Source organism: Micromonospora sp. CNZ309 (genome assembly GCF_002846525.1).
Map to the genome: position 1 here is coordinate 785,049 of NZ_PJNG01000001.1, position 14,599 is coordinate 799,647.

General features: G+C 76.8%; 1 pseudogene. It reads left to right on the forward strand.

Annotated features, from left to right (window positions below):
- Window positions 1-15: 15 nt before the first annotated feature.
- A pseudogene (locus CLT72_RS03115) lies at window positions 16-14,574 on the forward strand (type I polyketide synthase); the annotation flags it as partial.
- Window positions 14,575-14,599: the final 25 nt, after the last annotated feature.

Genomic DNA, 14,599 nt, shown 5'->3' on the forward strand with positions numbered 1-14,599 from the left:
ATACGGAGTGGCCCGATGCCCACTGAGGCAGAGTTCCTCGACTACCTCCGGCGTGCCACTGCCGACCTGCGCGACGCGCGCCGGCGGGTACGCGAGGTGGAGGCCAAGGACCGCGAGCCGATGGCCGTCATCGGCATGGCGTGCCGGTTCCCGGGCGGGGTGTCCAGCCCGGCCGAGCTGTGGGACCTCGTCGACCGGGGCGGCGACGGCGTGGGCGACTTCCCGACCGACCGGGGCTGGGACCTGGAGCGGCTCTTCAACGTCGACCCGGACAACCCGGGCACGTCGACGAGCAGCCAGGGCGGCTTCCTCTACGACGCGCCGCAGTTCGACCCGGGCTTCTTCGGCATCAGCCCCCGCGAGGCGCTGGCGATGGACCCGCACCAGCGGCTGCTGCTGGAGACGTCCTGGGAGGCGTTCGAACACGCCGGCATCGACCCGCAGCGGCTGCGCGGCAGCCGGACCGGCGTGTTCGCCGGGGTGATGTACCACGACTACGCGTCGCGGGTGCTGGACCTGCCCGACGGCGTCGAGGGCTACATCGGCACCGGCAACTCCGGCAGCGTCGTGTCGGGGCGGGTGGCGTACACCTTCGGGCTGGAGGGCCCGGCCGTCACGGTGGACACGGCGTGCTCGTCGTCGCTGGTCGCCGTGCACCTGGCCACGCAGGCGCTGCGCCAGCGGGACTGCGACTTCGCGCTCGCCGGCGGCGTCACGGTCATGTCCACCCCCGGCACCTTCGCCGACTTCTCCCGCCAGCGGGGCCTGGCCTCGGACGGCCGGTGCAAGTCGTTCGCCGCCGCCGCCGACGGCACCGGCTGGTCCGAGGGCGTCGGGGTGCTGCTGTTGCAGCGGCTCTCCGACGCCCGCCGCGACGGCCGGCGCATCCTCGCCGTGGTCCGGGGCAGCGCCGTCAACCAGGACGGCGCCAGCAGCGGGCTCACCGCCCCGAACGGCCCGTCGCAGGAGCGGGTCATCCGGCAGGCCCTCGCGAACGCCCGGCTCTCGCCGGCCGACGTCGACGTGGTCGAGGCGCACGGCACCGGCACCACCCTCGGCGACCCCATCGAGGCGCAGGCGCTGCTGGCCACCTACGGGCAGGACCGGGGCGACGGCGGGCCGCTCTGGCTGGGCTCGGTCAAGTCGAACCTGGGCCACACCCAGGCCGCCGCCGGCGCCGCCGGTCTGATCAAGATGATCGAGGCGATCCGGCACCGCACCATGCCCGCCACCCTGCACGTCGACGAGCCGTCCCCGCACATCGACTGGTCCGCCGGACAGGTCTCGCTGCTGACCGAGGCGCGGGCGTGGTCGGCCACCGACCGGCCGCGCCGGGCCGCCGTGTCGTCCTTCGGCATCAGCGGTACGAACGCACACGTCATCCTGGAGGAGGCGCCCGTCGACGACGCCCCGTCCACCGACGAGGCACCGCCCGTTGCCGACGCGCCGGTCACGCTCCCGCTCGCCCCGGTGTTCCTCTCCGCCCGTACGCCCGAGGCGCTCGCCGGGCAGGCCGGCCGCTGGGCCGACCACCTCGCCCGCGTCGAGTCCCTGCGTCCGGTGGACGTCGCGGTCTCCTCGGTCAACCGCGCGGGGCTCGAACACCGCGCGGTCGTCCTGGCCGGCGACGCGGACGACCTGCTCGCCGGGCTGCGGGCCCTCGCCGCCGGCGAGCCGACCGGCACCGTCACCACCGCGGCGTCGGCCCCGCGCGGCCGGGTGGCCTTCCTCTTCTCCGGCCAGGGTGCGCAGCGCGCCGGCATGGGCCGCGAGTTGTACGCGGCCTTCCCGGCCTTCGCCGCCGCCCTCGACGAGACCTGCGGACACCTGGACCCGTTGCTGCCGCGCGCGTTGCGCGAGGTGCTGTTCGCCGGGGCGGGTACGCCCGAGGCGGAGCTGCTGGACCAGACGGTGTTCACCCAGGCGGGGCTGTTCGCCGTCGAGGTGGCCCTGTTCCGCCTGGTCGAGTCGTTCGGGGTGGTGCCGGACCTGGTGGCCGGGCACTCCATCGGCGAGATCGCGGCGGCACACGTGGCGGGGGTGCTCTCCCTGGCCGACGCGTGCGCGTTGGTCGCCGCGCGCGGCCGGCTCATGCAGGCCCTGCCGGACGGCGGCGGCATGCTCGCCGTGGCCGCCGACGAGGCCGCCGTCGCCGCGTCCCTCGCCGGGCTGCCCGGCCGGCTGGACGTGGCCGCCGTGAACGGCCCCGCCGCCGTGGTGGTCGCGGGCGACGTCGAGGCCCTCGACGAGGTGCAGCGGGTGTGGTCGGAGCGGGGCGTGCAGACCCGCCGGCTGCGGGTCAGCCACGCCTTCCACAGCGCCCGGATGGACCCGATGCTGGCCGAGTTCGCGGCCGTCGCCGGGCGGCTGACGTTCCGGCCGCCGACGATCCCGGTCGTGTCGAACCTGACCGGCCGCGTCGCGGACGCCGACCAGCTCTGCGACCCGGGCTACTGGGTGCGCCACGTACGCGGCACCGTGCGCTTCGCCGACGCCGTCGACTGCCTGCGCGCCGAGGAGGTCGACACCTACCTGGAGGTGGGGCCGAACGGCGTCCTGACCGCCATGGCGCAGAACTGCCTCGCCGAGCGCGCGGACGACGAACCGGCGCCCCTGCTGGTGCCGGCGTCGCGCCACGACCGACCCGAGCCGCAGGCCCTCCTGGAGGCCCTCGCGTCGCTGCACGTGCACGGCGTGACCGTCGGCTGGGCGGACCTGCTCGGCCGGGCCGGCGGCCGGCACCTGGACCTGCCGACGTACGCCTTCCAGCACCAGCGGTACTGGCTGGAGCCGGCGGGCCGCTGGACGGACGTCTCCGGGGCGGGCCTCGGGGCGGCCGGGCACCCGCTGCTCGGCGCTGCCGTCTCCGTGGCCGGCGAGGACATGGTGGTGCTGACCGGCCGCCTGTCCACGTCGACGCACGCGTGGCTCGCCGACCACGCCGTCTCCGGCGTGGTCATCGTGCCGGGCGCGGCCCTGGTGGAGTTGGCGGTGCGGGCGGGCGACGAGGTGGGTGCGTCGCGGGTGCGGGAGTTGACCGTGGCGGCGCCGCTGGTGCTGCCGTCGGCGGGTGCGGTGCGGGTGCAGGTGCGTGTGGGCGCTGCCGACGAGGCGGGCACCCGGTCGGTGACCGTGCACTCGCAGCCGGAGGAGGCCGTCGACCCGGAGTGGGTGCGGCACGCGGAGGGTGTGCTGGAGCCGGCGTCGGCCGACGAGCCGGGTGTGGGGGAGTGGCCGCCGGCCGGGGCGTCCGAGGTGGACGTCACGGGCTGGTACCCGGCGCTGGCCGAACACGGCCTGGCGTACGGGCCGGTGTTCCGGGGGCTGCGCCGGGTGTGGACGGCCGGTGGCGACGAGGTGTTCGCCGAGGTGGCGTTGCCCGACGAGGTCGCCGGTGACGCGGCAGGGTTCGGGGTGCACCCGGCGCTGCTGGACGCCGCCCTGCATCCGATCGGGCTGCTGCCCGGCTCCGAGCAGTCGGGTGGGCCGCGGGTGCCGTTCGCGTTCGAGGGTGTGCAGGTGTACGCCTCGGGTGCGCGGGTGTTGCGGGTGCGGCTGTCGCGTACGGGTTCTGCGGTGCGCCTGGTCGCGTGCGACGAGTCGGGTGCGGCAGTGGTGTCGGTCGACTCCCTGGCGCTGCGGGAGCTGACCGGGGTGTCGTCATCCCCGGACGCGTCGGCCCGCTCGCTGTTCGAGGTCGCCTGGCAGGCCCAGGAGGTCAGCCCGGCCGGGGACGTCTCCGGGTGGGCGCTGGTGGGCTCGCCGGTCGGCGTGGACCTGCCGGCGTACGCCGACGTCGAGGCGGCCGCCGGATCGTCGGGCGCGGCGCCGCGCCTGCTGCTGGTGCCGGCGGGCGGCGCGCAGCGTGCCGACCACGCAGGGGCGCCGGACGCCGGACGCGGCAACGACCCCGAGGCGGTACGCGCGGCGACCACGGCCGTGCTGGCGACGGTGCGGTCCTGGCTGGCGGCCGACGCGCTGGCGGACTCGCGGTTGGTGGTGGTGACCCGGGGCGCGGTGTCGGTCGGGAACGGAGACCGGGTCACCGATCTGGCGGGCGCGGCGGTGTGGGGCCTGCTGCGTTCGGCGCAGTCGGAGCATCCGGGCCGGATCGTCCTGGCGGACGTGGCGGGCGACGTGGATGCCGGGCTGCTGGGTGTGCTGACCACCGTGGCCGACGAGCCGGTGGCGTTCGGTGGTCAGGTCGCGGTGCGCTCGGGTGGGGTGTTCGTGCCGCGTCTGGTGCGCGCGGTCGCTCCGTCGTCGGCGGAGGCGCCGGTCGTGGGTGACGGCGTGGTGTTGGTGACCGGTGGCACGGGCGCGTTGGGTGCGTTGGTCGCGGAGCACCTGGTGTGTGTGCACGGCGTGCGCTCTCTGGTGCTGGTGTCGCGGCGTGGCCTGGAGGCTGCGGGTGCGGGTGAGTTGTCGGAGCGGCTGGCCGGGTTGGGTGCGGACGTGCGGGTGGTCGCCTGTGACGTGACGGACCGGGACCAGGTGTTCGGTCTGGTGGCCGAGATCGGTGCCGAGGGTCGGCTGGCGGGTGTGGTGCATACCGCCGGTGTGTTGGACGACGGTGTCGTGGAGGGTTTGACGGCGGAGCGTCTGGCGGGGGTGTTGGCGCCGAAGGTGTCGGCGGGTTGGCTGTTGCACGAGGCGACGGCGGGCCTGGATCTGGACTTGTTCGTGGTGTTCTCGTCGGTGGCGGGTGTGTTGGGTTCGCCGGGTCAGTCGGCGTACGCGGCGGGTAACGCCTTCCTGGACGGGTTGGCGACGTACCGGCGGCAGTCGGGTCTGCCGGCCGTCAGCCTCGCCTGGGGCATGTGGGACACGGACGGCATGGCCGCCTCCCTCGACGACGCGGACCGGGCGCGATCGACCCGGGGCGGCGTCACCGCGATGAGCGCCGAGACCGGGCTGCGGCTGTTCGACGCCGCCCTGGCCGCCGACCGGCCGGCCCTGGTGCCCGCCGTGATCGACCTGGCCGCCCTCCGGGCCGCCGCCGGGGCCGGCCTGGTGCCGCCGATGCTCCGCAGCCTGGTCGGCACGACCACGACCCGCCGCCAGGCGGGACAGGGCACCACCTGGGCGACCCGCATCGGCGGCCTGAGCGCCGACGAGGCGCGCGCCCAGCTCGACGTGCTCGTACGCGGCCTCGTCGCGCAGGTGCTCGGGCACGGCGGCGCGGAAGCCGTGCCGGCCGACCGGGCGTTCCGCGAGTTGGGCTTCGACTCGCTGACCGCCGTCGACCTGCGCAACCGCGTGAACGCGGCCACCGGCCTGCGGCTGCCCTCGACGCTGGTCTTCGACTACCCGACGCCCCAGGCGCTCGCCGCCCACGTGCACGCCGAACTGGCCGGCGCCGCCGGCGGTCCCGCCGCGCCGGGCGCGCGGACCACGACCCGGGTCGACGAGCCGCTCGCCATCGTCGGGATGGCCTGCCGCTACCCGGGCGGCGTCGAGACGCCCGACCAGCTGTGGGCGCTGCTGGCCGCCGGCGGTGAGGGGATCGGGGAGTTCCCCACCGACCGCGGGTGGGACCTGGAGAGCCTGTTCGACCCCGACCCCGACCACCCCGGCACGTCGTACACCCGGCACGGCGGCTTCCTGTACGACGCCGGCGCGTTCGACCCGGGCTTCTTCGGGATCTCGCCCCGCGAGGCCCTCGCCATGGACCCGCAGCAGCGGTTGCTGCTGGAGGCGTCGTGGGAGTCGTTCGAGTCGGCGGGGCTGGATCCGCAGCGGCTGCGGGGCAGCCGGACCGGTGTCTTCGCCGGCGTGATGTACCACGACTACGCCTCCCAGCTGATGGAGCTTGCCGACGAGGTCGAGGGCTACGTCGGCACCGGCAACTCCGGCAGCGTGCTGTCCGGCCGGGTCGCCTACACGTTCGGCCTCGAAGGCCCGGCGGTCACCGTCGACACGGCGTGCTCGTCGTCGCTGGTGGCGCTGCACCTCGCCGCGCAGGCGCTGCGCAGCGGCGAGTGCGATCTGGCGCTGGCCGGTGGCGTGACGGTGATGGCGACGCCGGGGACGTTCATCGAGTTCTCGCGGCAGCGCGGGTTGTCGGCCGACGGCCGCTGCAAGTCGTTCGCCGCGTCGGCCGACGGGACCGGCTGGTCCGAGGGCGTCGGCGTGCTCCTCGTGCAGCGGCTCTCCGACGCCCAGCGCGAAGGCCGGCGCATCCATGCCGTCCTGCGCGGCACGGCCGTCAACCAGGACGGCGCCTCGAACGGGCTGACCGCGCCGAACGGTCCGTCGCAGCAGCGGGTGATCCACCAGGCCCTCGCCAACGCCCGCCTGACCCCGGCCGACGTGGACGCCGTCGAGGCGCACGGCACGGGTACCACCCTCGGCGACCCGATCGAGGCGCAGGCCCTGCTGGCCACGTACGGGCAGGACCGTCCGCAGGACCGGCCGCTGCTGTTGGGGTCGGTGAAGTCGAACATCGGTCACACGCAGGCCGCCGCGGGTGTGGCTGGTGTGATCAAGATGGTCATGGCGATGCGCCACGGCCTCGTCCCGGCGACGCTGCACGTGGACGAGGCGTCGCCGCACGTCGACTGGACGGCCGGGGCGGTCGCTCTCACCACCGAGCCCACCCCGTGGCCGGCGGTGGACCGGCCGCGTCGGGCGGCGGTGTCGTCGTTCGGGATCTCCGGCACCAACGCGCACGTGATCATCGAGCAGCCGCCCGCCGAGGCGGTCGACGCGCCGTCCGCCGACCGGCCGCGCGCCGGCGTCGTACCCCTGCTGCTCTCCGCCGTGGACGCCCCGGCGCTGCGCGACCAGGCGGCCCGGCTGGGCGCGCACCTGGCGGCACACCCGGAGCTGGCGCCGGCCGACGTCGCGCACGCCCTGGTCACCACCCGGGCCGCGTTCGCGCACCGCGCCGTCGTCCTCGGCCGCGACACCGTCGGCCTGGCGCGGGCCCTGGAGTCGTTCCACCTCGGCGAGGCCACCGCCGTCACCGGCGTCGCGGCGCGCGGCGCCGACCTGGTCCTCGTCTTCCCCGGCCACGGCGACCCGTGGCCCGCCGCGACCGCCGAGCTGCTCGATCGGGCACCGGAGTTCGCCGCCGCGATCGTCGCCTGCGAGGCGGCCCTCGCCCCCCACGTGGACTGGTCACTCACCGCAGTGCTGCGCGGCGCGGACGGCGCCCCGACCCCGGCCGACCCCGGGGTGGCGCCGGCTGTCCGGTGGGCCGTGGCGGTCTCGCTGGCCCGCTGGTGGCGTTCGCTCGGCGTACGACCCGCCGCCGTGCTCGGGCACGCCCACGGCGAGGTCGCGGCCGCCTGCGTGGCCGGGGCGCTGTCGCTGGACGACGCGGCGAGGACGATCGCCCTCGGCGGCGGGGCCGAGGCCGGCCCGGACGCGCCGGCCGGGATCACCCTCCGGGCGGCCGAGGTGCCGCTGTACTCGGCGACGGCCGGCGGCCCGGTCGACACCGACGGCCTCGACGCCGCCCGCTGGTACCGGGAACTGGCCGACGCCGTTGACGCCGACCCGGCCGTACGCGCCCTGCTCGACGAGGGCCACCGGGTCCTCCTCGAGGCCGCCCCCGAGCCCGTGCTCGCCGCCGGCATCCGCGACACCGCGCAGAGCCTCGCCGACGACGCCGTCGTGGTGGCCGCCGACGACACCGCAGCCGGCGGCTGGCACCGCGTGCTGGCGGTCCTCGCCGGGCTGCACGTGCACGGCGTGCCCGTGGACTGGACCGCGATCCTGGGCGCCCGCACCGGCCCGCCGGTGGAGCTGCCGACGTACGCCTTCCAACGCCAGCGCTACTGGCCGCAGGCACCGGTGGCGACCGCCCCCGCCCTCGCCGGCTCCGACGAGGCGGACCGGCACTTCTGGGAGGCCGTGGAACGCGCCGACCCGCAGGCGCTCGCCGCCGCGATGCGGATCGACGAGACGGCGGCCCGGTCCCTCGACCCCGCGCTGCCCCTGCTCTCCTCGTGGCGCCGGCGCCGCCGCGACGAGTCCGCCGTGGACTCGTGGCGGTACCGGGTGACCTGGAAGCCGCTGGCCGTCGCGCCCGAGTCCACCCTCTCCGGCACCTGGCTGCTGGTGGTGCCGGCGGCCGACGCCGAGCACCCCCTGGTCGACGGCGTCGCCCGGGCGCTGGGCGAGGGCGGGGCCGAGGTCGTCCGGATCGACGCGGCGGAGACGGACCGGCGCGCGCTGGCCGACCGGCTCGCGCGTACCGGCGGACCCGTCGCCGGCGTGCTCTCCCTGCTCGGCCTGGACGACGCCCCGCACCCGGCCCACCCGGTGGTGCCGGCCGGCCTCGCCGGCACGTACGCCCTGGTCCAGGCCCTGGGCGACGCCGGGATCACCGCGCCGCTGTGGTGCGCCACCGCCGGCGCGGTCTCCACCGGCCGGGCCGATCCCCTCGACCGTCCCCGGCAGGCGATGCTCTGGGGTCTCGGCCGGGTGGTTGCCCTGGAGCACCCGGAACGCTGGGGCGGCCTGCTGGACCTGCCCACCGAGCCGGACCCCCGGGACCGGGCCCGGCTCGTGGCGGTGCTGGCCGGCGTCGACACGGAGGACCAGCTGGCGCTGCGCTCCTCCGGGGTGTTCGCCCGGCGACTGGTCCGGGCCCGCGCCGAGCGCACGGCGACCGGGGACTGGCGTCCCGCGAGCGGCGCCGTCCTGGTCACCGGCGGCCTCGGGTCGATCGGGGCCCAGGTCGCGCGCTGGCTGGCCCGCGAGGGCGTCGGCGAGCTGGTGCTGACCGGCCGCCAGGGCCCCGCCACGCCCGGCGCCGACGAGCTCGCGGACGAACTGCGCGCCGCCGGCGCCACCGTCACCGTGGCCGCCTGCGACGTCGCCGACCCCGCCGCCGTGCGGGACCTCGTCGAGCGGCTGACCGGGCAGGGCACCCGCATCGGGGCCGTGTTCCACACCGCCGGCGTCGCCCACGCCGCACCGGTCGCGGCCACCGACGTGGCCGACCTCGCCGACGCCCTGCGCGCCAAGGTGGCCGGGGCGGCCAACCTCGACGAGGTGTGCGGCGACGAGCTGTCGGCGTTCGTGCTCTTCTCCTCCGGGGCGGGCGTCTGGGGCGGCGGGCACCAGGGCGGCTACGCCGCGGCCAACGCCTTCCTCGACGCGCTCGCCGAGGACCGGCGACGGCGCGGCCGGACCGCCACCGCCATCGCCTGGGGCGCCTGGGACGGCGGCGGCATGGTCGACGCCGAGGGCGCCGCCGACCAGATGTTCCGCTCGGGCGTCCGGGCCATGCGTCCCGACCTCGCGGTCTCCGTCCTGGCCGGGGCGCTCGACGACGGCGACACCACGCTCACCGTGGCGGACATCGCCTGGGACCGGTTCCTGCAGACCTACACGCTGGCCCGCCCCCGGCCGCTGATCGCCGACGTCCCCGAGGTGGCGCGGCTGCTCGCCGCCGGGCAGCGCGACGGCGACACGCCCGACGCGGCCTCGCCCCTGCGCGGCCGGCTGGCCGGCCTCGCCGCGCCGGAACGCCGCCGGATCCTGCTCGACCTCGTACGCGTCCACGCGGCGGCGGTGCTGCGGCTGGCCTCGCCGCAGGCGCTCGCGGCGGACCGGTCGTTCCGGGAGATCGGCTTCGACTCGCTCAGCGCCGTCGAGATGCGCAACCGCCTCGCCGAGGCGGTGGGGCTGAACCTGCCGGCGACCCTGGTGTTCGACCGCCCGACGCCCGACGCCCTCGCCGAGCACCTGGCGACCAGGATCACCGGCGACGACACCCCGGCGACCGCGCCCACGCAGGCCGCCACCGCGCTGGACGAGCCGATCGCCATCGTCTCGATGAGCTGCCGCTACCCCGGCGGCGTCGCCGGCCCCGAGGACCTGTGGCGACTGGTCGCCGAGGGACGCGACGGCATCGCGGAGTTCCCGACCGACCGGGGCTGGGACCTGGCGGCCATCTACGACCCCGATCCCGACCGGCCCGGCACCTCGTACGTGCGGGAGGGCGGCTTCCTCACCGACGCCGCCGGCTTCGACGCCGCCCTGTTCGGCATCTCCCCGCGCGAGGCGATGGTGATGGACCCGCAGCAGCGGGTGCTGCTGGAGAGCGCCTGGGAGCTGTTCGAGCGGTCCGGCACCGCGCCGGCCGACATGCGGGAGACCAACACCGGCGTCTTCGTCGGCACCAACGGCCAGGACTACGCGACGCTGCTGATGGCCGCCCGGGTCGAGACCGAGGGCTACCAGGCCACCGGCAACGTCGCCGCCGTCATCAGCGGTCGGCTGGCGTACCACTTCGGGTTGCAGGGCCCCGCCGTCAGCGTCGACACCGCCTGCTCGTCGTCGCTGGTGGCGCTGCACCTGGCCTGCCAGTCCCTGCGGCAGGGCGAGTGCGACGTCGCGGTCGCCGGCGGCGTGACGGTGATGGCCACCCCCGGCCCGTTCCTCGAGTTCGCCCGGCAGCGGGGGCTGGCCCTCGACGGCCGGTGCAAGTCGTTCGCCGGGGCCGCCGACGGCACCGGCTGGGGCGAGGGCGTCGGCCTGGTGATGTTGCAGCGGCTCTCCGACGCCCAGCGCGACGGCCGGCGGATCCTGGCCGTCGTGCGCGGCTCGGCGATGAACCAGGACGGCGCCAGCAACGGCCTGACCGCACCCAACGGGCCGGCCCAGGAGCGGGTGATCAGCCAGGCGCTGGCCAACGCGCGGCTGACCGCCGCCGACGTGGACGCCGTCGACGGGCACGGCACCGGCACCCGGCTGGGCGACCCCATCGAGGCGCAGGCGCTGCTGGCCACGTACGGGCGGGACCGGCCCGCCGACCGGCCGCTCTGGCTCGGCTCCGTCAAGTCGAACATCGGCCACACCCAGGCCGCCGCCGGCGTCTCCGGTGTGATCAAGATGGTGCTGGCGCTCCAGCACGACCTGCTGCCGCCCACCCTGCACGTGGACGAGCCGTCGCCGCACGTGGACTGGTCGGCGGGCGCCGTCGCGCTGCTGACCGAGGCGCAGCCGTGGCCGGACGTCGACCGGCCGCGCCGGGCCGGCGTGTCCTCGTTCGGGGTCAGCGGCACCAACGTGCACGTCATCCTCGAACAGGCGCCCGCCGCGCCGCCGGCCGACGCCGGCACGCCCCGCCCGGCCGACGGGCCGCCGGTGCTGCCCTGGGTCGTCTCGGCCGACACCGCCGACAGCCTGCGGGCCCAGGCGGCACGGCTGGCCGACTGGCTGCCGGGCAGCGCGACGCCCGCCGCCGACGTGACCCGGGCACTGGCCACCGGACGGTCCCCGCTGCGGCACCGCGCGGTGCTGCTCGCCGCCGACGCCGACGCCGCCCTCGCCGGCCTGCGGGCCCTCGCCGCCGGCCAGGACCACCCCGGCCTCACCCGGGGCGTCGCCGAGCCCGGCGGCGCGCTGGCGGCGCTCTTCTCCGGCCAGGGCGCCCAGCACGCCGGGATGGGCCGCCGACTGTACGAGACGTTCCCCGTCTTCGCGGCGGCCCTCGACGAGGCGTGCCAGCACCTGGACGCGTACCTGCCGCGACCGCTGCGCCCGGTGCTCTTCGCCGAGCCCGGCACCGCCGAGGCCGACCTGCTCGACCAGACGGCCTTCACCCAGGCCGGGCTCTTCGCCGTCGAGGTGGCGCTGTTCCGGCTGCTCGAACACTGGGGGATCCGGCCCGACTTCGTGGCCGGGCACTCCGTCGGGGAGATCAGCGCGGCCCACGTCGCCGGGGTGCTCGACCTGGCCGACGCCTGCGCGCTCGTCGGCAACCGGGGCCGGCTGATGCAGGCCCTGCCCGCCGGCGGCGGGATGCTCGCCGTCGCCGCGCCCGAGGTCGACGTGCTGCGGGCCCTGGACGGCACGCCCGGACAGGTCGCCGTCGCCGCCGTGAACGGGCCGGCCGCCGTCGTCGTCGCCGGCGCCGGGGACGCCCTGACCGGGCTGGCCGCCCACTTCGCCGACCTCGGGGTACGCACCAAGCGGCTGCGGGTCAGCCACGCCTTCCACAGCCCGCTGATGGAGCCGATGCTGGCCGAGTTCGCGGCCGTGGCGGCGACCCTGTCGTACGCCCCGCCGACGGTGCCGCTGGTGTCGAACCTGACCGGCACGGTCGTGGACGCCGAGCAGCTCTGCACCCCCGACTACTGGGTGCGCCACGTCCGGGAGGCGGTCCGCTTCGCCGACACCGTCACCCACCTGCACGCCCACGGGGTGACCCGGTTCCTGGAGATCGGGCCGGACACCGTGCTGACCGCCCTGACCGCCGACGCGCTGCCGGCGGACGCCCCGGTCGTCGTGACCGGCGTGCAGCGGCCCGGCCAGGACGAGGTGACCACCCTGCTCGGCGCGGTGGCCCGGCTGCACTGCCACGGCGTGCCCGTACGCTTCCCGGCGCTGCTGCCCGGCGCCGGCCCCGTCGACCTGCCCACGTACGCGTTCGCCCACCAGCGGTTCTGGCCGAACCTCGACGCGGCGCCGACGGGCACCCCGACCGGCACCCACGACGACGTCGACTCGGCGTTCTGGCGGGCCGTGGCGTCGGGCGACGGCGACGCGCTCGCCGGCCGGCTCGGCCTCGACGCGGACCGGCCGCTGCGGGAACTGCTGCCGGACCTGGACCGGTGGCGGCGCCAGCAGCAGGAGGACACCCTCGCCGGCGGCTGGCGCTACCGGGTCACCTGGCGTCCGCAGGCCCTCGCCCCGGGTGCCGCCGACGGCACGTGGATCCTGGTCCACAGCGGCACGGACCAGCCGGTCGTCGACCGGCTCGCCGAGCTCGTCACCGCCCGGGGCGGCACCGTGCGGCAGCTCGCCGTCGACCCGGCCACGACCGACCGGACGGCGCTCGCCGGGCAGCTCGCCGGCGCCGCGCCCACCCGGATCGTGTCGCTGCTCGCCCTCGACGAGCGAGCGCACCCCGAGCGCCCCGCCGTGCCGCTGGGCCTGACCGCGAACCTCGCCCTCGTGCAGGCGGTCACGGACGCCCTGCCCCCGGTGCCGCTGTGGCTGCTCACCCGGCAGGCCGTCGCCACCGGCGCCGACGACCCCGTCGTCCGCCCCGCCCAGGCCACCACGTGGGGCCTCGGCCTGGTGACCGCCCTGGAACACCCCCGGCACTGGGGCGGCCTGCTGGACCTGCCGGCCACGCTGGACACCGCCACCGCCGAGGGAGTCCTGGCGGCGCTCACCGCCGCCGGCGACGAGGACCAGCTCGCGGTACGCGACTCCGGGACGTACCTGCGCCGGCTCGCCCGCGCGCCCCGCACCGAGGCGCCGGCCGGCTGGCAGCCGCCGGACACCGTCCTGGTCACCGGCGGCACCGGCGCCGTCGGCCGGTACGCCGCCGGCTGGTTCGCCCGGCACGGCGCGCGCCGGCTGCTGCTGGTCAGCCGGCGCGGCGCGGCGGCCCCCGGGGCCGACGAGGCGGTGGCGGAACTGGCCGCCCTCGGCGCCGAGGCGCGGGTGCTGGCGTGCGACCTGGCCGACCGGGACGCGGTCGCGGAGCTGGTGCGCTCCCTGCGCGCCGACGGCGAGAGCGTGCACGCCGTGGTGCACGCCGCCGGGGTGGGCCGGCTCAACCCGGTCGCCGCGGTGACCGAGGCGGAACTCGCCGACGTCGTCTCCGGCAAGATCGCCGGCGCCCGGCACCTCGACGAGTTCCTCGACCCCGAGCCGCTCGACCTGGTCGTGCACTTCTCCTCCATCGCGGCCGTCTGGGGCGTCGGCGACCACGGCGCGTACGCCGCCGGCAACGCCTTCCTGGACGCCTGGGCGCAGTCCCGGCCGGCCGGGAGCCCCCGGCACCTCTCGGTGAACTGGGGACCGTGGGCCGGCGGCGGCATGGTGACCGACGCGCACGCGGCGGCCATGAGCCGACGCGGCGTGTCCCTGCTCGACCGGGAACCGGCGATGGCCGCCCTGCGCGCCGGCCTCGACGGCGACGACACCGCCCTCACCGTCGCCGACATCGACTGGGACCGCTTCGCGCCGGTCTTCGCCTCCGCCCGGCCCCGGCCGCTGATCAGCGAGATCGCCGAGGTGGCCGCCCAGGCCGCGGCGGCGCGCGCCGACGCCGAGGACGGCGACCAGGTCGCCGGCGAGCTGCGCAAGCGGCTCGGCGAGCTGTCGCAGGCCGAGCAGGCGCGGCTGCTGGTGGATCTCATCCGCACCGCCGCCGGCGAGGTCATCGGCCACGACAGCCCGTACGCCGTGGAGGCCGGCCGGCCGTTCCGGGACCTCGGCTTCGACTCGCTCACCGCCGTGGAGCTGCGGGGCCGGCTGGCCCGCTCGACCGGGCTGAGCCTGCCCAGCTCGGTGGTGTTCGACTACCCGACCCCGCAGGCGTTGGCCGAGCACCTGCGGGCCGAACTGCTCAGCGAGGCCTCGGTGGAGGCCCTGCCGACGCTGGCGGAGCTGGACCAGTTGGAGAGTGCCCTCGCGCTGCGCGACCCGGACGACATCGGCCGGGTGCGGATCACGATGCGGCTGCACAGCCTGCTCGAACGGCTCGGCACCGCCGAGGAACACCGGGAGGGGACCGCCGAGGTCGCCGACCGGCTGCGGGTGGCCAGCAACCAGGAGCTGTTCGACCTCATCGACCAGGACCTCGGGCTCTCCTGAGCCGCCGGGACCTGTGGTGTCACGA